The organism is Vibrio sinaloensis, assembly GCF_023195835.1.
In the GTDB taxonomy this organism is placed as follows: Bacteria; Pseudomonadota; Gammaproteobacteria; order Enterobacterales; family Vibrionaceae; genus Vibrio; species Vibrio sinaloensis_C.
Genome location: NZ_CP096200.1, coordinates 982,495 through 1,001,565, shown reverse-complemented (window position 1 = coordinate 1,001,565; position 19,071 = coordinate 982,495). Strand labels below are relative to the sequence as shown.

Below are 19,071 nucleotides of genomic sequence, written 5' to 3'. Positions count from 1 at the left end.
CAAAAGGCGCCGAACTGGCGCCTTTGCTATACCCACAGCTAGATGACCACTAGCATCATCGCCGATTGAGGCGGCACCTTAACCAAACAACGACCCGCTTTGGGCTCAACGCTCTCTAAGGTCAGTAGATCGAGCCATTCTGACTTAGTGATAAAATCGACGCTTTGCGCACGCTGTGACTTGTTGATAATAACCATACCTTCGTCTGCACGAGCAAACACCAGCAGATCATCCGACGCCTCAAGTATTTTCATACTCTTACCATGCATTCGATTGTGGAAATCGATGGCAGCCAGCATCTTCTCGTCTTTCCATGCCCCCATCCAGCGCGGCTCACCCTGCTGATCTTCAATGCCACTGGTGTTTAAGTCGGTGTAGATAAGCGGCACGCCACCATCTCGTCCGAGCAGGTAGCAATAGGCCAGCCACTCATTGGCTTCGCTCATCACCAAGTTGGCAAACACATCGTTATTGGGAATATCGTGTGTAATCGCAAACGTGATTGCACGGCTCTCCGACAGCGCTTGACCAAAGCAGTAAGGGTCAACCAAGCTCTTTAGGCTGCCTTGAGTGTCTAACGCATCAAACAAGGTCTGAAACAGCGGGAAGTCATACGCGCCTAAGCAAGTTTGGGCCAGAAATGGCTCCAAAAACAGTTCATATTCGGGTTTGGTGGCCCCGCCGCTAGTAATGATCTCGCCAAAAATGTGGACATCTTGGCAAATCTCTTCGGTCCATACCTGCTTAAGGTGCTCAAGGGTCATATGCTTGGCCGCATCGATGCGAAACCCTTTCACGCCCAGTTGCTTGAGCGCACGAAGGTAGGCTTGCTGCTGTTCAACCACATGGGGGCAAACTCGTAGAGTCGGTAGGCCTGGATCAGACGGGCCGCCAGTGATGCGCCCATTTTGGACCTGCCAGCGATCTTGCCAGTCCTCAATGCCGAATGCTTCAACAAAGTCCGAACAGCCGAAAAGCGGCTGGCTTAAATCACCAAACAGTTGCTGCGCTTGATAATATTCGCGGTTGCGTTGATAGTCGGCTAAATCCGCATCACTGGGGTATTGTAGGTCGCTCCGCTTATCCGACTCGTTAGCCATATGGTTAAACACCACATCAGCATAAACATGAACGCCCAGCGCCTTTAGCGTTTCCAGCATTTGCTTAAAATCTTGAGTGTTACCGAGTTGGTTATCGATAACTCGGTAGTCTTGCGGTTGATAGCGCTGCCACCACTCGGTACCCGAATCGCGCTTTAACGATTTCATTGGCGGTGATACCAATACCGACTGGTAGCCCGCTTGTTGTATTTGCCTTGCACGCTGCTCGACCATGGCATAAGGCCAATCAAAGGCATGCAGTATTACATCGGTCGCGTGAGAATTGTTCATCACCCATTCCTTTCTCAGGGAGTCAACACTCTAAACAGAGTGCTCCATTACTTCGCATCATAACAAAGCCTGCTGTGGTCGCTCTTCACCCTTGAATCAAATTTTTGCGTAGTAGTGAATAGGCGTAGAGCTAAGGTGTGTGTTACTTTGAATTCAACCTCTTGAGTAAGGCTATACTTATCAGCAATGGCACAGAAGGATCACAACATGCACACTGTTCGTATTGATATCGTCTCGGATGTAGTTTGCCCTTGGTGCATCATAGGTTTTAAACGCTTAGAACGGGCGTTGTCGAGCCTTGAATCGAGCATCAGCGCGGATATTCATTGGCATCCGTTCGAGTTGAACCCAGCGATGGCTCCAGAAGGACAAAACCTGCGTGAGCACATTCAAGAAAAGTATGGCACCAGTGAGGAGGCCAGCATTGCCGCTCGCCAAACTCTGACCCAACTCGGCCAAGAGGTGGGGTTTAGATTTGAGTTTTATGACCAAATGCGTATCTATAACACCCGAAAAGCGCACCAACTGCTGCTTTGGGCACAAAGTGAAGAGAAACAGATGGAGCTGGAAATGGCGCTATTTGCCGCTTACTTCACTGATCAACTTGATGTCAGTGATGAGAAAGTACTGATAGAATGCGCCGCCAAAGTCGGACTGGACCCACAAGTCGCTCAGCACATTATTCATGATCAGAGTTGGGCTGACGCAGTGGCTGCCACAGAGCAACAATGGCTCGAAGCGGGTATTAATGCCGTCCCGGCCATTATTATCAATCAGAAACACCTCATTTCAGGTGCGCAGACAGCAGAAAGATTAGTCGAAGCCATTGAGCAGATAGTCGAAGCCGAGGGTTGATTCAAAGGTGTTCGGCCTCAACTGAACAACCATATCCTCGCGGATTAACTCAGCTGGCTTTTCACTCGCTGAGCAACAGTGACCACCGCCACCACAGCCAACCCCGCCAGCACACCGATTGCGCCGTTGAGCAATGTAGCGATCACCAAACGGCCCCCTGAGATGTCAGAGAAATTGAGGATCAATGGCTCAACCCAGTGGTGGATCAACGCAACGTTATGTACCACTATGCCTCCTCCCACCAAGAACATCGCTGCGGTTCCGACCACCGCAAGCACTTTCATTAACTTAGGCGCAAAAGCGATCAACCCTTGGCCAAGGCTCATACTCACGCTTTGTGGCTGTGAGCGGCGCACTAAATAAAGGCCAAGGTCATCGAGCTTGACGATAGCGGCAACCAGTCCATACACGCCAATCGTCATCACCAGTGCAATCAAACTGACCACAAGAATTTGCGTCGTCATCGCTTGTCCTTGCACCGTCCCCAGAGCAATGACAATAATCTCGGCCGACAAAATAAAGTCGGTTCGAATCGCGCCTTTGATCTTGCTACGCTCGTATTCTTCGGCAGAAAGGTCACTGGTTGCCCCCTCGTTCGGCGAGTGTGGTCGAGGGTGAAACAGTTTTTCGATGACTTTTTCTGCCCCCTCAAAACAGAGGAACAATCCACCAAGTAGCAGTAGCGGCATGATAAGCCAAGGGATAAACGCGCTCATCGCTAAAGCCGCCGGTACTAAAATCAACTTGTTGCGAAATGATCCTTTGGCGACACTCCAAACCACAGGGATCTCTCGCTCCGCTCTTACGCCCGAGACTTGTTGTGCGTTCAGTGCTAAGTCATCTCCCAGCACACCAGCCGTCTTTTTCGCTGCCATTTTGGACATCAGGGCCACATCATCCAATACGGTTGCAATATCATCTAATAAGGTTAAAAGACTTGCCCCAGCCATAAGTAGATACTCTTAATTAATCGGTTAGAATGTAAGGGAATGTAACACTTCCTGCTCACCACAGAAACAAAAACATCTTACTGTCCCTCGCCACGGTTTTTGCTAGCTTGAACATTGCCTCTCGCCCACCGCCGCTCTATGCTATGGCGCGTATCCAATCACCTTTAGGGCTCAATCATGCACAGCAGTTACACTTATCCGATCGGCACACCCGGTGAAAAATGGGGCGAAGCGCAGCGCAAGCAGTGGCGTGCACAAACCTCAATCAAGCGTCACTATCAGCAAGAGGTCATACCGAAAATTGACGCTCTGCGTGAACAGTTTGATGTTGAGCAGTACGGGGCGCTCTCTTACGATCCAGCTCGTTACCCGTTGTATTGCATCAAGAGCAAAAATTGGCAACCACACAAGCCGGTTGTCCTGGTAACCGGGGGTGTTCACGGTTACGAGACCAGTGGTGTGCACGGCGCGCTCGAATTCGCCCGCACCGAGATGGCGCGATACAGCCAGGAGTTCAATATTGTGGTTGCGCCCTGCGTCAGCCCCTGGGGTTACGAAACCATTAACCGATGGAATCCATTAGCCCTTGATCCTAACCGCTCGTTCTACACCGATTCCCCAGCGGAAGAATCGGCCAACTTGATGGCACTGGTTGCCAGCCTAGACGGCGAGATATTGGTTCATATCGATTTACACGAAACCACAGATACCGACGAATCTGAGTTTCGCCCAGCCCTCGCCGCGCGAGACGGCATCGAGTATATCGAAGGGATGATTCCAGATGGCTTCTACACTGTGGGCGACAGTGAAAACCCACAACCAGAGTTTCAAGCGGCAGTGATCGAGTCGGTGAGTAAAGTCACCCATATCGCCCCAGCCGATGAGAAAGGAGAGATCATTGGCTCGCCCGTGGTTCAGCATGGTGTCATCTTATACCCTATGGTCAAACTCGGTCTGTGTGGCGGGGTGACCAACTGCACTTACGGCACCACGACCGAAGTTTACCCTGATAGCCCGAAAGTGACGGCTCAAGAGTGCAACCTAGCCCAAGTCGCGGCCATTGTCGGTGGTTTGGACTATGTGCTAGCGGAGCAGTCAAAGTAATCGGCTCTTGTATTGCTCCGGGGTTTGCCCGGAGTATTTTTTGAACATCGCGATAAATGGGCTGGCCTGATTGTAGCCCAGAGTAAGGGCCACCTCTTTTACCGAGTGGCCCTTTCTGAGTAAGTCCATTGAGTAGAGGTAGCGAACTCGCAATCGCCACTCGGTAAAACTCATCCCCAGCTCTGCCTGGCAGTGACGGGCCAGTGTACGCTCTGTGGTGTGCACTCGCTCAGCCCACTGTGACAAACTGGTATTGTCGATAGGGTTCTCCTCCACCGCGGCTAAGATCTTGGCCAAGTATTTGGTATCCGTTGAAGGCAAAAAATGGTGCTGAGTATCGCGGGTAGCCAACTGATCCAACAGCACTTGCACCAAGCGTTTGTCTTGTTGAGTGCTTGCGATGTTGATTTGGCGCTGTCGAAAGTCATCCACAATCGCCGACACGATGGGCGTTACTTTGATTAAACTGGTGCAATCGGGAAAGTTTTCCGTCAAGCTCTGAGCAATATTCAATGAGCAGTAAGACAGCGGTTTACGGTTGAAACTGGTGTGCATCACCCCAGCAGGCACCCAAATCGCTAAATGAGGTGGCGCTAGAAATCGCGTTCCTTGCGCTTCCATCTCCAAGATCCCACCACTGATCAGCTGTACCTGTCCCCAAGGATGGCTGTGCATTCGAGTTTCAGTATTCGACAAAAACGCTTCAAAATTCATAAATACTTCTGATGGTGCTTTGTCGATTGATAACGATGGGTGGAGGTGTTTGGCTGATTTTCTCAAAACTTGTCTTCCTATGACGCGCAATGTCTTAATAACGATATATATAATCATACAGACCTGACAGACTATTACTACCGTTTATCTCTTTAGGGTCACATATGGTTTATCTTCTGCCGTTATTTACTGTCATGATTTGGGGTGGTAATGCCATCGCCACCAAGATGGCCGCCGATGTGATTGAACCCGGCGCGATGAGCTTTTATCGCTGGTTACTGGCGGTGCTGATCTTGACCCCTTTTTGCTCTAAAGGTGTTCTCAAGCATTGGCCGGTGATACGCGCCAACTTACCTAAATTGACCACTCTCGCCCTACTTGGCATGGTATTAAACCAATCGCTCGCTTATTACGCAGGGCTCTCAACCACGGCGTCTAATATGGCGCTTATCGGCTCTTTAGTTCCCTTGTTTGCCCTGTTTATTAGCGTGCCACTCCTCGGCAAAGGCGTTTCCGTACTCAGTCTGTTTGGGGGAGTATTGGCCTTGGCTGGTTTGGCTTTAATGCTGGGCAAGGGTAACCCGCTATTTTTCCTTCATCAGTCGGTGACGCAGGGGGATGCGATTATGGTGATCGCCTCGCTCTGTTACGCCAGCTACTGCGTATTGTTAAAACGTTGGAAAATGCCGCTACCCAACTGGACCATGGTGTATATCCAAGGGGTACTGGCACTCATCATGTTGACCCCAATTTGGCTCACTAGCCACACCCTCGCCCCCAACCAATCCGCTATTGGACTTATCGCCTATGCAGGTGTCGCGGCCTCAATTATTGCGCCATGGATGTGGGTCAAGTCGATAGACCTTATCGGCGCGGAGTCGAGCGCGATGTTTATGAACTTGATGCCTGTGGTGGCACTCTGCTTGGCCGCCACTTGGCTTGGAGAAGCGATCTACCCTTATCACCTGAGCGGTGGGATGATGGTGATATGCGGGGTGGCGTTGTCACAAATAAAACTAAGGCGCAGACTGAGCCGCGCCGCCACTTGATAGGCAAACGGCGGTGCTGCAAAACCTGTTTGCAGCACCGCCGCCGGCCAGCGTTACACGCTTACGTCTATATCGGTTTGTGGCACGCTACAACAGGCCAAAATATGACCTTGATGGCGCTCACTCTTTGGCAATGCCGGCACGTCTGGGTGATGTACTTGCCCAGCGTCCAGCGTCACTTTGCACGCGCCACACAACCCGGCTCGGCAGCTATTGGCAATCGCAATGCCCGCGTCTTCGGCTTGTTCGAGCAATGTTTTTTGATTATCGCCACTAAATGCTTGGCCGTTGACATTAATGGTTACTGAGGCCAGCGGCTGCGACGCGGTACTGCTTACCCCAAAGGCTTCTTGATGATACTGCTTTTCGGGCAAACCTTTCTTCAGCAGTAAATTTTTCGCTTTGTGCATAAAGCCATCTGGCCCACAGACAAACACCTGACGCTGCTCAACATCTTTAATTTGCTTAAGATGCGATAGGGTAAATCGTCCTTTTAGGCCAAACCAATCTAGCGGTGCTTGCGACAAGGATATCAGGACTTTCAGACCAGAGTGCTCTGCCCGCAACTGCTCCAACTCATCACGGCACGGGATGTCCTCGACGCTGCGACATTGATGATAAAACACCACATCATCGAGCTGATTGTGATCAGCAAGATAACGCAACATCGACAGCATCGGCGTCACACCACTGCCTGCTGATAGCAGCAACAGCGGCGAGTGGGACTTGTTGCCAAGATGGAAACTGCCGTCGGGCTGTTCGCAATCTAAGGTATCGCCAATTTGAAGATGATCGACTAACCAGTTCGAGACTCGGCCACCGTCAATACGTTTCACCGAGATAGCTAAACGCCCAGGCCGCGAAGGACTGGACGAGAGCGTGTAGCGTCGTCCAATCGTTTCGCCATTAACTTGAATCGAAATCGGTAAGTGCTGACCGGGCTGATAGCTTGGTACCTCACCTTGCTGTGGCTCGAGCCAAAACGTGACAAAGTCGCGAGCGATCTCTTCTCGCTCAACGCAAGTCATGATCATCTTGCTTGGGCTATTGTCGGCGTACGACTCTTTGGCTTTGTACTCCAACACTTCAACTTGATCACCTTGTTGAATGGTGCCTTCATTGAGCGCCACCAAGTTTTGGCCAAAGAACACCCCACCAAATTTGTTGGCACGAAACTGCGATAACGTTCTTAGCGGCTCTTTGGTCGGTCTGAACTCACCGGTTTCAACATCGACCGTGGTCAAAATGCAGCGCTCACAGGGTTTGACCGCCTCAAACTCTACGTCACCAATGCGAATTCGCTTCCAGCTGTCTTCGGCAAACGGTTCGTCAGTAGAGACCACCAAGTTGGTGCGAAACTGATCCATCGAGTGATTTTCAGGACTGCGGCGATTGAGTTCGGCCAACGAGGCATCACTGATCACCAGCAGCGGGTAACCATCAGCAAAACTGACATTGTGGCCTAACTTTTCTCGCACCCGATTAGACTGCTCCCCGCAAAAGAGTAACTCGACGCGTTGTCCAAGCACCGCACTAAACCAATCGTCAGCAACATCGGTGGTGGTATAGGCGCTAAAGTCGTCACTCCATACTGTCGCAGGGGTTGGTTGCATCTTGAATTCACTATAACGAAGACGCAGTGGATCATGCCCAGGGGCGGTAAGAATCAAACCATCGGCTGTGAGTGTCGATTTCACGGTCACCATGTGCGGATATTTGCGCGCAGTGACCATAGAGCCATCGGCTAACGCAAGCATAAAACGGCGATCAAACATCAAACCTTGCTTTTCGACCCAAGCACTAGAGAGTGACACACCAGAGACAGATTTAACCGGATAAACATTGATTTGAGAAAGAGTTGAGGCTGACATTGCTAATCCTAAGCATCTATTATTGTCGCACCAGTATACTCAATTTGATGAGCTTTTCTCGCCGCGACGAACAAAAATGCCCACTGAAAAGCGTACTGCGCCAATCTCAGCTTTGATATTGAACTCGACACGGTGCCAACTAGCGAGCAAAGCCGACTATACTGATGGCGTAATCCATCAGCTAGGAGCAGCAATGAACAAACTTGTGATGATCATCTTATGTATTTTTCTACCACCTGTGGCGGTCTTTCTTGATAAAGGCTTGGGCAAAGACTTTTTAATCAACCTGATTTTGACCTTTTTCTTCTTTGTACCGGGGGCGATTCACGCACTTTGGCTGACGGTACGTTAAACGCTTAAGCACCATTAACTCACTGTATCGATGAAAAAAGGGATGAAATAGAAACCGCTTTGCTCTATCATCCTGTCGCCTAAGCGTAAGCGTTTGCCTTCACAGTTTTCGTCGCGTTTGGGCTCCAATCAGACAACTCAATTAATGGTGGGAGCAATAATGACAACACTTACAATCACACGTCCTGACGACTGGCATGTTCACTTACGTGACGGCGAGGTGCTCAAGGATACCGTGCGAGACATTAGCCGCTACAATGGACGCGCGCTGATCATGCCAAACACTGTCCCACCTGTGACCACCACCGAAATGGCGCTCGCTTACCGTGAACGTATTATGGCCCAGCAGCCAAGTGAGCAATTCCAACCTTTGATGGCGCTCTACCTGACTGACAACACCACCCCTGACGAAATTCGCAAAGCCAAAGCGTCTGGTGCTGTGGTGGCAGCCAAGCTCTACCCTGCAGGTGCAACGACTAACTCTGATTCAGGTGTCACTGACGCAAAGAACATTTACCACGTTCTTGAGGCGATGCAAGAAGTCGGCATGCTGTTGTTGGTCCACGGCGAAGTCACCCACCATGATGTCGATATCTTTGATCGTGAGAAAGCCTTCCTCGATACCGTATTAGCGCCTATCGTCAACGATTTTCCAAATCTGAAGATTGTGCTTGAACACATCACGACAGCAGATGCGGCGAACTTTGTTAAAAATGCCAACGATAACGTGGCGGCGACCATCACCGCGCACCACCTTCTGTACAACCGAAACCATATGTTGGTCGGCGGCATCAAGCCTCATTTTTACTGCTTACCTATCCTAAAACGCAACACCCACCAGCTTGCGTTGATTGAGGCCGCCACCAGCGGCAGCAAAAAGTTCTTCTTGGGCACAGATTCTGCGCCCCACGCCAAAGGAATGAAGGAAGCTGCCTGTGGCTGCGCCGGTTCATACACAGCACATGCGGCGCTAGAGCTGTATGCTGAAGTGTTTGAACAAGAAGGTAAACTTGAGAACCTAGAAGCCTTTGCTAGCCACAATGGCCCGGACTTCTACGGAATTGAGCGCAACCAAGATACAGTCACACTAACCAAACAAGAGTGGGCGGTCGCGAAAAGCATGCCATTTGGTCAAGACGTGGTGGTGCCAATCCGCGCGGGTGAAACGGTGAGTTGGAGCGTTAAATAACCCTGACTCTATCGACGCAAAAAGAGCGACATGAGTCGCTCTTTTTTATTGGATAAATATTACAGACCAAACTCTGCAAGTAGACGCGCCACCCAGGTGATTTCACCAAAGGCTATCCAATCATATAGGGTGAAGAACAGCGCACAAATGACGGCCAGTTTCACCAAGCGGTAGACGATAAACATAATGGGCTCCGAAACAATAAAAAAGGCCGCCTGAGCGACCTATCTCTTTACTAGCGCTGGTTTAGTGCACTGGCTTATCTGATTTGGCGTAAAACTTACCAAAGTACTGCTCTAAGACTTCTGGGGTTAACTTGCCCTCTGCTTCCAGCTTTTTCAGCTCTTGCGCAATCGCTTGTTGCTCTTCAAGAGATGGCAGCGCGACTTCTGGCTCGCTCCCCATCTCTTGAGACATTTGTTCAAGCTCTTTCTCGAAATCGCTCATGACTTCACTTACCTTTTAACCAAAAATAACTGGGGCTAAGTTTAACCCACTTAGCCCCCGTTGTGCCAGTATCGCGCTCGCTTTACAGTTTGAAGCTACCCACCATGCGGTCGAGACGTTGAGAAAGCTCTTTCAACTCGGTGCTTGCCGCCGCTAGCTCTTCTGCTGTGCCTGTGGTGACTTCGTTGATCGCGTTGATCTCTTCGATATTCTGGTTGATGGTGTGGACCACAGTAGACTGCTCTTCCGTTGCGGTTGCCACTTGGGTGTTACGATCCGAGATGTCATGAATGCGCTCTGAAATCCGCACTAAAACTTCAACCGCCTCATCTGACGCCGATACGCCTTCACCGGTTACGCTCTTACCTGCTTCCATTGCCGACACCGCGTCTTTCGCATCGCCTTGCAGCTGATTGATCATCTTCTGAATCTCTTCCGTCGAATCGGCGGTGCGACTTGCCAGATTACGCACCTCGTCAGCCACAACCGCAAAGCCGCGCCCTTGTTCACCAGCACGAGCCGCCTCAATCGCAGCATTGAGCGCAAGCAAGTTGGTTTGCTCAGAGATGTCTCGAATCACATCTAGAATCGAGCCGATCTCTTGAGTCGTCGAGGCCAACTGCTCCACAACTCTACCCGTGTTCTCGATGTCTAACGCCAAGCGGCTGATCGCCTCTTTGGCCTTGTTGACCACGTTTTGACCTTCTTGGGTGTTGTCTGAAGCTGTTGATGCTGTCTCGGCGGCGGTTGCCGCATTACTCGCGATTTCACTGATGGTCGCGCCCATCTGGTTAATCGCCGTCACCACCTGAATCGTCTGATCACGCTGAATTTGGCTGTTGTTGTGCGTAGTGTGCGACTTGCTGGACACCCCTTCAGCGGCTTGTTGTAGAGCATGGCTGGTTGAGGCCACCTCTTTCATCGATTGATGAATTTTCTCGATAAAGCCATTAAAGCCCTCTGAAAGCTGGCCAATCTCGTCACGCCCTTTAACTTCAATACGCTGAGACAAATCGCCGTCACCCTTACCTAAGTCGACAAAGCGTGCTGCAATGGCTTGGATTGGGCGCGCAATGCCGTTGGCGAGGAACACCCCCATCAAGATAAACAGCACAGCCACAACGATGGTTGTCAGCATCATCTGGGTGGCCACTGCATTTAGTTCAGCAAACACCTCGTCGACGGGGATCACACCAACCACAAACCAGTTCATGGACGGAATAAAACTGGTGGCAACCAACACGTTTTGTCCTTCGTACACCGCATCAATCAAATTAAATGAAGACTTATTGAGCAGCTCGGAAGCGCGGCCACCAAATAGTTTGGCTAGGGTTGATTTGGCTTTGCTACTGTCGCGATGGATCTGGACTTGTCCCTGTGCATCGGCAAGAAATACAAAGCCCGACTCTTCAATTTGAAAACCATTGAGCAAGGCAACCATATCATCCATCGATTTAGACAAGCCCGACATCGACATACCATTCACGTTTTGGTAGTTGGTGAACATTTTCACATCGCCGTTTGCTTCTTGGAAAATGCTGACCGATGTTGCGTTACCTGACTGCTTAAATCCAAAGAACCAACCATCTTGTTGCTGGTTTAACTGACGCAAGAACCCGTTTTGGTTCCAGTAGTAGGCGGTGTCACGGTTCGCTACCGACGCATCATTTAGCTGATACTGGGCGCGAATATTGTTGAGTTGCTTGACCAAGCGCGCTTCTACTTCGGGTGAGATAGACGTCGTATCAATGGCTTGCTTGATAAACTCGTTATCGGCAATCTGTTTCGCTGCGGCAAGAAGTTGACTGACTTCTTCATCAATTTGCCCACTGATCTGCTCAAGGGTGGCGGGCACCTCATAATTGATCAATCGGTCTTCTAATACTGCTCGTGCCTGACGTTGCGCCATCACCCCAACGATGATGGTCGACGCCAACACCGCAAAGGTAATACCTGCGACCACTTTCTGTTTTATGCTGATTGAATTCAGTTTCATGCTCTCTGCCTTTTCAAGCTTTTTGATATAGAGTAAATATCGGATTGGCGTGTCCTTGTCTGCCGCTCAATGGATACACACGACTCAATCCACACCTTGTATCGGCACCATGATTGATTTCTTAATGACATAATGCCGATTAAACTAGGTTTGTGCTCATTATCAAATAAAGGTCAAGAAAGCCAAGATTTCAATATTGAAACATTGGATCTGCGAATTTCGACCCCATATTTTAACTCACTGAATTGATTGCACTTGTGTAGACAACGCTGCGCCACTGCGCTGATATTTTCGACACGCCATCTTGATTGGTATCAGCAGCAGGGAACTTTTCGTGGTTGTCAGCTACTAAGTGAAAAAATAGGGAGAGAGACAATCATGACTTCACAGGCTCTACAACAGTTACGTGATTACTTAAATAGCCAAATCATTGGTCAGAGCGAGCTGGTGAATCAACTGTTAGTGGCGCTGCTTGCCGACGGGCATATCTTGGTCGAAGGTCCTCCGGGACTTGCCAAGACTCGCGCGGTCAAATCTCTCGCAGATTGTATTGAAGGCGACTTCCATCGTATTCAATTTACCCCGGACCTGCTCCCAGCGGATCTCACCGGTACCGATGTGTTTCGCCCCGAAAGTGGCGAGTTTATCTTTCAATCCGGACCGATTTTTAACTCGCTGATTTTGGCCGATGAGATCAACCGTGCGCCGGCAAAGGTTCAAGCGGCGATGCTAGAAGCGATGGCGGAAAAACAGATCACCGCAGGGCGTAAAACCTATCCGCTACCTGAGCTATTTTTGGTGATGGCGACCCAAAACCCGATTGAGCAAGAAGGCACTTATCCTCTGCCCGAAGCGCAGCTCGACCGCTTCTTACTCCATCTTGATGTCGACTACCCAGATGCCGACAGTGAGCTTGAGATCCTGCGCTTGAATCGTGGTGAGGCCAAAGGTGATAGCCACCCCACTCCCCCCATGCTGACTCAAAAAGATATTTTTGCCGCCCGACAAGCGGTGCTCAATATCCATATGGCAGACAGTATCGAGCAATACATCATCCGCTTGGTGATGGCGACGCGCCAACCGGATAAATACGACAGTCAATTGGCCCAGTGGCTCGAAATGGGCGTGAGTCCTCGCGCAACGATTGCCTTAGATCGCTGCGCCCGCGCTCATGCTTGGTTGTGTGGACGTGATTATGTCGACCCGCAAGATGTTCAAGCCATGGCTTATCCTGTGCTGCGACATCGATTGTTACTCAGCTATCAAGCGCAGGCGCAAGGCGTGCAGCCGAATCAGGTCATCGACTCCTTGCTCTCTTTAGTTGGCAGTGCTTGAAGGTGACATCAATGCACACCCAGCTTCCTCCTTATAGTGATGGCGTCAACTTAACCCTTGATGAGCTGATCTACTACAAGCAGCAGGCGATCCGCTGGATGCCACCTGGCAAAAGCTTGTGGTCGCAACGACTCGGTCAGCATCACAGCCGTCAACTTGGCCGTGGCATGGACTTTAGTGAGGTACGTCAATATCAAGCAGGCGATGACATCCGCGCTATCGACTGGCGAGTCACCGCGCGAACAGGTAAGCCGCACACCAAGCTGTTTAGCGAAGAGCGGGAGAAACCGATCGTGCTGTTGGTCGATCTCTCGCCCAGCCTGTTTTTGGGCTCACAGCTGCTGTTCAAGTCGGTGCAAGTCGCACATATGGCGAGTTTGATTGCGTGGCTGAGCGTTGCGCAGCAAGACAGGATTGGAGCGGTGATAGATACCGGTCGCGATCTGGTCGAGCTTAAGCCGACCGCGCGCAACAAGGGCGCCTTAGGTTTAGTTCAAGCGCTGGTCACTCAGCATGCCAAGGGCCTTAGTGAAGAGAAACACGAGTCTTGGTCGCTCAGTCATCCGCTGCAGGCGCTAAACCGACTGTGCCCGAAAGGCAGCGAGATCATTTTACTAAGCGACTATACTCGCATGACACCTGACGACGAACCGGCTCTGAGTCGCCTCACGCAACACAATCGGGTGCGCATGGTGCATATTAGCGATCCGCTCGAACATGGACAGACACTGTTTCGAGGCACGGAACTGGTTAGCAGTACCAAAGGCAACCATTGGCTAGACTTTGCTTCCAAACCGACTCGAGCAGGCATTGCCGCCGCCTTCGAACAAAAACGACACTACTTAACCCAGTTGGCCTTAACCATGGGTATCTCTTTTTCAGCGCTCAGCAGTGATCGCACCCTATTACAACAATTAGATGGATTTTAACTATGAGTACAGAGACTCAATCTTCACTTCTGCCCCTTAACGCGCTGCATTTACCGCCGGCTCCAAGCTGGTTTCCTTTAGCATGGGGATGGTGGGCTGCGTTGGCGGCTGTGGTCGTTTCGATACTCGTTATCTTACTGCTGATCCGCTGGAATAAAAAACGCTTGGCACCCAAGAAAACGGCGCTGCGTCTGCTTGCCAATGGGCAAAAGCCCTCCGAGGCGATTGAACTGGTGCGCCAAGTCGCGTTGTGCTACTACCCAAGAGAAGAGATTGCGCAGCTAACCGGCAAAGAGTGGTATGACTTTCTCGATAGCCAAATGGCCCAACCATGCTTTGTCGACCATTACGATGATTGGCAACAAGCGTTATACAGTAAACAACCACATCACAATGCGCCGTTACTCATTCAGCACTGTAGCGACTGGGTAGCGCAAGCACTTCCGCCAAAGAGAAGGAGAATAAAACGTGGCTAACCTTAGCTTCGTTTGGTGGTGGGCATGGGTGCTATTGCCCCTACCTATTATTGTTTATCGGCTCTCGCCTGCGGTAAAAAAGCAGACAAGCATTCACTTGGCTTATCTGCCAAATCAGGTGTCTCATAGGTCTACCACTCATTGGCGGATGACCCTACTCGCTGGCTTTTTTTGGCTTGCGCTCGTCACCGCCTTGGCTCGGCCTGTTTGGTATGGCGACCCTGTCACCACTCAGCCCAAACACCGCGACTTAATGCTGGTTCTCGATCTGTCTTACTCGATGAGCCAACAAGATATGCGTCTTGGCGACGACTATGTTGATCGGCTGAGCGCAATGAAAAAAGTGGTGAGTGACTTTGCCAAACAGCGCCAAGGCGACCGATTGGGTTTAGTCCTGTTTGCTGACCATGCCTATCTGCAAAGCCCGTTAACCTTAGATAGAAATGCCATTGCTGAACAAGTAGACAACTTGGTACTACGCTTGATTGGCGATAAAACTGCTATGGGTGACGGCATCGGCCTCGCGACCAAGACCTTCATTGATAGTGATGCGCCGCAACGTGTCATGGTGCTACTCAGTGATGGCAGCAACACCGCTGGCGTGCTCGACCCCATTGAAGCGGCAAACATTGCTAAGAAGTACAACGCGACCATATACACCATAGGTGTCGGTGCTGGAGAAATGATGGTCAAAGAGTTTTTTATGACCCGCAAAGTCAACACCGCTCAAGACCTCGACGAGAAAACCCTGATCGCCATCGCTAAAGCCACTGGTGGACAGTATTTTCGCGCCCGCAACGCCGACGAACTGGCGACCATTTACGACACCCTAAATAGCCTTGAGCCGATTAGTACAGCGACCCAAACGTGGCGACCTCAGCAAGAGTGGTTTATGGCGCCGCTCAGTTTGGCGTTGATTCTGTTTACAATAATCCTAGTGCTAAGGAGGAGCCGTGTCTGATTTCACCTTACTCTACCCGCTATGGTTATGGGCACTTATCCCTTGGCTGGGCTTGATGGTCTGGCTAACGCGATCGCGCGGCAAGGCCAGTTTAATCGCGCCACATTTGGCACAGGCAATGAAACAAGCACACACGCCTTCATCGCACAAATTGCTCAAAATGGTGGGCGTTTTTGGTGTGATAACCATCATCGCGTTAAGTGGCCCGAGCTTCAGTCATCAGCAACGGCCCAGTTTCAGCAATAGTAGTGCCCGAGTGGTGGTACTGGATATGTCTATGTCGATGTATGCCAACGACATCAAGCCCAACCGACTGACCCAAGCGCGCTTTAAGCTCACCGATCTGCTCAACGGATGGCAAGAGGGTATGACAGGGCTAGTCGCCTACGCTGGCGACGCATACCGAGTAACGCCTTTAACCAGTGACACGCAAACCATCATCAACTTACTGCCAAACCTGACGCCCGAGCTGATGCCCTACCCGGGAGCCGATGCCAGTCGAGGGGTGGCACTGGCGATTGAGATGATGAAAAACGCCGCAATGAACTCTGGTGACATCATTTTGCTGGCTGACGACCTCGATGATGATGAGCGAGAGCGAGTGACAGATAGACTTCAAGGCACGCCTTGGCGTTTGACCATCCTAGGTATTGGCAGCCGCAGTGGTGCACCGATTCAACTCAACGATGGCAGCTTGATGACCATGGACAATGGCCAGCCAGTGGTGGCCAAATCAAACTTTGACAATATGCGTGCGCTCGCCACCCAGCTCGGTGGGCGGTTTATCCCAATTCAGTTGACCAATCGTGATATCCAGCAGATTTTATCGGCCACCACTACCATTGAGCATGCGCAATCTAACGATAAAAACCCGGTGTTAACAGAGCGCATCAATCAGGGCTATTGGCTGTTGCCGATACTGATTATCGCCGCGCTAGGGCTGTTTCGCCGTGGGGTGCTGTTTGGCCTATTGATTGCCTTGTTGCCATTAGTGTCCACTCAACCTGCTATGGCCTCGCCGTGGAAAACCAATGACCAACAAGCTTGGCAACACTATCAAGCTGGTCAATACAGTGCTGCAGCCGAGCAGTTTACCGATCAAAGGTGGCGCGCCGCAGCGCACTACCAAGCTGGCGATTTTAAAGCCGCGATTGAGGCCTTAGCGGATGCCGATGATATCGACAGCCGTTACAACCTTGCCAATGCGTACGCGCAAGACGGTCAGCTTGAAACTGCGCAGCAGCTCTATCAAGACATTTTGCAGCAGCAGCCTGACCACCAAGACGCACAACACAACTTGAAAGTGGTTAATCAGGCCCTGCAACAGCAACAGCAACAGCAACAGCAACAGCAACAGCAACAGCAACAGCAACAGCAACAGCAACAGCAACAGCAACAGCAACAGAAAGGTGAGTCTTCCGAATCACAGAGTCAAGAACAAAGTTCGACCTCGCCCGCCGCTGATAATGAGTCCGCCAACGGGTCGCAAAACGTCCCACAACCGAGCGACAACCGTCAGCCGCAGCAAAGCGAAAGTGATGGCTCCCAAACTGGCGAGCCAGAGTCCAATCCGACAGCAGATGAGGCTACGCCAGAACAATCGGAGTCTAGCCGAACGGCCAAACAGGCGGATGCGACAGACAACCCAGACAGTTCAGCGCAGCCGTCAACTGGCACAGCGTCGATTGATCCTGAGCTGCGTAAACTCCAACAAGTTGAAGACGCACGCGATCCCACTCGCTTACTGCGCGCGCAACTATTGCTGCAAGCTCAGCAAAAACAACCTCCACAACAGACAGGTAAGAAATGGTAAGTATGAAATCAGCGACAACCCTTGCACTACGCCTACTTGCCTTCGCCCTGCTGATGGTCAGCGCCCAGACTTGGGCCACCACAGTGGTGGCCACGGTAAGTAAAAACAAAGTGGTCAAAAATGAAGTGCTTCAACTGCGGATCGTCGTCGACAAGCGCGTTTCCTCCGACGCCATCGACTTGTCTGCGCTTGAGCAAAACTTCTATGTGGGTAGACCAAGCTTTGGTAGCTCGGTCAATATCATCAACGGTGAACGCAGCACCCGCAGTGAATGGAACATCAACTTAGCGGCTCAGCGACTTGGGGTGGCGGAGATCCCGGCGTTTTCGATTGATGGAGCTCAATCTGAGCCGATCACCATTCAAGTATCGATGGACAGTGACCAACCGCTACTGACTGATCTCGTTGAAGTGCAGAGCCATTTGCAGCGTGACCAGCTCTACCCAGGAGAAAGCACCACGCTCGCCACTCGGCTCATTGTCAAAACCGATCCAAGAAGGCTACAAAACCCGACCATCATGCCACCAAAGGCCAACGGCGTTTCCATTGCAGCGCTGGGTGAAGCCAACCAGTATCAAAGTGTGCTCGACGGTGTCGAAGTCACCATTGTCGACCAAAACTACCGCCTCACTGCAGAAACAGCTGGCACCTTTGAGGTCTATGGCATTGGTTTTAACGGTAGCATCGTTTATGGCGATAATCGAAGTGGCACGACTAAACTCGTGCCTGCAACCACAGACCCCGCCAAACTGGCGCTTGAGGTACTGCCAATTCCTGCTCAATATCAAGGGCAATGGCTGCCTGCGGCACGTTTAGAGCTGAGCCAGCAATGGCAAGATGGACAAGGCCAAGTGCTCGATACTGGAGCGCTGTACACATCCCAAGTGGGCGAATCGTTTAGTCGACAGATCACGTTAGATATTCAAGGCGTGCCAGCAGAGCATTTTCCCGAGCTCGTCTTCGCTTATCCAGAAAGTTTGCGAGTCTATGCTGAAAAACCACAATTTACTCAGCTAGACAACGGCGCGACACGCATGACGTTGAAGCAGGTGTTGATCCCGCAGCAACCGGGCGAACTTCGCCTTGATGAACTGAGCCTCAACTGGTGGGATAGTAAAAACAAACGCCAAAAAACCGCGACTCTCACAGGGCTGGCAATTGAGGTCCTGCCTGCAAAAGAGATAAACCGCGAGGCGGTTTTGCCCCTTGCATCCAATAGCGAACCGGTCACAACCGCCACAGTGTACCATGCCGGATTTTGGCCCTACCTGAGCGCATTATTGGCGTTGCTATGGCTGATGACGATGGTCGTGACCTACCGTCTGTGGCGCAAAGGCTTGCAAGACGGTAATCATGAACCGGCAAGCAATGCATGCGAACCTTCGGTTGAACACGCACTTAAAAATCGCGACTTTGTCACTGTTAACTTACTGGTCAACCGTTGGCTGGATGATCACCCGGAGCTAGATATGACCATCCGCGACGCTATTACGCAACAGATAGCGCAGATGAACCAAAGTCGCTACAGCCAAGAGGGGTCTGCCTGGCAACCTGACACCCTGCTGCAACTGCTAAAAAAAGCCAAGCGCCGCAAGGCAAAGCAAGTAGAGCCCCCGCTGGCTCACTTGTAACCCTATCGG

General features: G+C 51.1%; 18 protein-coding genes. 11 read left to right on the top strand and 7 right to left on the bottom strand.

What is annotated here, in order from left to right:
* Positions 1-38 precede the first annotated feature (38 nt).
* Positions 39-1,391 (bottom strand): alpha-amylase family protein, encoded by a 1,353-nt coding sequence (locus MTO69_RS17980; protein WP_248334805.1) that lies wholly within the window; start codon positions 1,389-1,391, stop codon positions 39-41.
* A 207-nt stretch (positions 1,392-1,598) separates the two neighbouring features.
* Here MTO69_RS17980 and MTO69_RS17975 point away from each other — a divergent pair, with 207 nt between their 5' ends.
* On the top strand, positions 1,599-2,246 hold the full coding sequence (locus tag MTO69_RS17975; protein WP_248334804.1) for a DsbA family oxidoreductase: 648 nt from the start codon (positions 1,599-1,601) through the stop codon (positions 2,244-2,246).
* Positions 2,247-2,290: 44 nt separating this feature from the next.
* Here the strand turns inward: MTO69_RS17975 and MTO69_RS17970 are convergent, their stop codons facing one another.
* Entirely contained in the window at positions 2,291-3,196 is a 906-nt protein-coding gene (locus MTO69_RS17970; protein WP_248334803.1) for a DUF808 domain-containing protein, read from the bottom strand.
* Positions 3,197-3,373: 177 nt separating this feature from the next.
* Here MTO69_RS17970 and MTO69_RS17965 point away from each other — a divergent pair, with 177 nt between their 5' ends.
* Positions 3,374-4,300, top strand: a complete 927-nt coding sequence (locus MTO69_RS17965; RefSeq protein WP_248334802.1) for a M14 family metallopeptidase — start codon at positions 3,374-3,376, stop codon at positions 4,298-4,300.
* Here MTO69_RS17965 and MTO69_RS17960 read toward each other — a convergent pair.
* Positions 4,292-5,080: an AraC family transcriptional regulator gene (locus MTO69_RS17960; RefSeq protein WP_248334801.1), complete on the bottom strand. Its 789-nt coding sequence runs from the start codon at positions 5,078-5,080 to the stop codon at positions 4,292-4,294. The two genes, MTO69_RS17965 and MTO69_RS17960, sit on opposite strands and share 9 nt — an antisense overlap.
* A 98-nt stretch (positions 5,081-5,178) precedes the next feature.
* Between MTO69_RS17960 and MTO69_RS17955 the strand changes: the two genes are divergently transcribed.
* Positions 5,179-6,063 carry a DMT family transporter gene (locus MTO69_RS17955; RefSeq protein WP_248334800.1) on the top strand — a complete coding sequence of 295 codons (885 nt, stop codon included), beginning with the start codon at positions 5,179-5,181 and terminating at the stop codon, positions 6,061-6,063.
* 53 nt (positions 6,064-6,116) lie between these two features.
* On the opposite strand, the gene MTO69_RS17950 is transcribed toward MTO69_RS17955, so the two are convergent.
* Positions 6,117-7,934: a hybrid-cluster NAD(P)-dependent oxidoreductase gene (locus tag MTO69_RS17950; protein WP_248334799.1), complete on the bottom strand. Its 1,818-nt coding sequence runs from the start codon at positions 7,932-7,934 to the stop codon at positions 6,117-6,119.
* Between the two features lie 193 nt (positions 7,935-8,127).
* On the opposite strand from MTO69_RS17950, the gene MTO69_RS17945 reads away from it, so the two are divergent.
* Positions 8,128-8,286 carry a YqaE/Pmp3 family membrane protein gene (locus tag MTO69_RS17945; RefSeq protein ID WP_248334798.1) on the top strand — a complete coding sequence of 53 codons (159 nt, stop codon included), beginning with the start codon at positions 8,128-8,130 and terminating at the stop codon, positions 8,284-8,286.
* A 159-nt stretch (positions 8,287-8,445) separates the two neighbouring features.
* Complete coding sequence (gene pyrC, locus MTO69_RS17940) at positions 8,446-9,474, top strand: dihydroorotase (RefSeq protein WP_248334797.1); 1,029 nt, start codon at positions 8,446-8,448, stop codon at positions 9,472-9,474.
* Positions 9,475-9,533: 59 nt separating this feature from the next.
* Here pyrC and MTO69_RS18895 read toward each other — a convergent pair whose 3' ends face one another.
* The 3 genes from MTO69_RS18895 to MTO69_RS17930 all read right to left on the bottom strand — a co-directional run bounded on the left by MTO69_RS18895 (position 9,534) and on the right by MTO69_RS17930 (position 11,917).
* Complete coding sequence (locus MTO69_RS18895; protein ID WP_255199289.1) at positions 9,534-9,659, bottom strand: hypothetical protein; 126 nt, start codon at positions 9,657-9,659, stop codon at positions 9,534-9,536.
* A 61-nt stretch (positions 9,660-9,720) separates the two neighbouring features.
* Positions 9,721-9,921: a restriction endonuclease subunit S gene (locus MTO69_RS17935; protein ID WP_248334796.1), complete on the bottom strand. Its 201-nt coding sequence runs from the start codon at positions 9,919-9,921 to the stop codon at positions 9,721-9,723.
* A gap of 82 nt (positions 9,922-10,003) precedes the next feature.
* Positions 10,004-11,917, bottom strand: coding sequence for a methyl-accepting chemotaxis protein (locus MTO69_RS17930; protein ID WP_248334795.1), 1,914 nt, complete (start codon positions 11,915-11,917; stop codon positions 10,004-10,006).
* A 378-nt stretch (positions 11,918-12,295) separates the two neighbouring features.
* Between MTO69_RS17930 and MTO69_RS17925 the strand changes: the two genes are divergently transcribed.
* From MTO69_RS17925 to MTO69_RS17900, 6 genes are read left to right on the top strand one after another with little or no spacing between them, the layout of a single operon-like run.
* A complete protein-coding gene (locus tag MTO69_RS17925; RefSeq protein WP_248334794.1) occupies positions 12,296-13,252 on the top strand; it encodes an AAA family ATPase in 957 nt (318 codons plus the stop codon).
* A gap of 11 nt (positions 13,253-13,263) precedes the next feature.
* On the top strand, positions 13,264-14,181 hold the full coding sequence (locus tag MTO69_RS17920; RefSeq protein ID WP_248334793.1) for a DUF58 domain-containing protein: 918 nt from the start codon (positions 13,264-13,266) through the stop codon (positions 14,179-14,181).
* A gap of 2 nt (positions 14,182-14,183) precedes the next feature.
* On the top strand, positions 14,184-14,657 hold the full coding sequence (locus MTO69_RS17915; RefSeq protein WP_248334792.1) for a DUF4381 domain-containing protein: 474 nt from the start codon (positions 14,184-14,186) through the stop codon (positions 14,655-14,657).
* Positions 14,650-15,618: a vWA domain-containing protein gene (locus MTO69_RS17910; RefSeq protein WP_248334791.1), complete on the top strand. Its 969-nt coding sequence runs from the start codon at positions 14,650-14,652 to the stop codon at positions 15,616-15,618. Before MTO69_RS17915 ends, MTO69_RS17910 begins: the two co-directional genes overlap by 8 nt.
* A complete protein-coding gene (locus MTO69_RS17905; RefSeq protein ID WP_248334790.1) occupies positions 15,611-17,431 on the top strand; it encodes a VWA domain-containing protein in 1,821 nt (606 codons plus the stop codon). The genes MTO69_RS17910 and MTO69_RS17905 overlap by 8 nt, the downstream gene beginning before the upstream one ends.
* 2 nt (positions 17,432-17,433) lie before the next feature.
* On the top strand, positions 17,434-19,062 hold the full coding sequence (locus MTO69_RS17900) for a BatD family protein (RefSeq protein ID WP_248334789.1): 1,629 nt from the start codon (positions 17,434-17,436) through the stop codon (positions 19,060-19,062).
* Positions 19,063-19,071 lie beyond the last annotated feature (9 nt).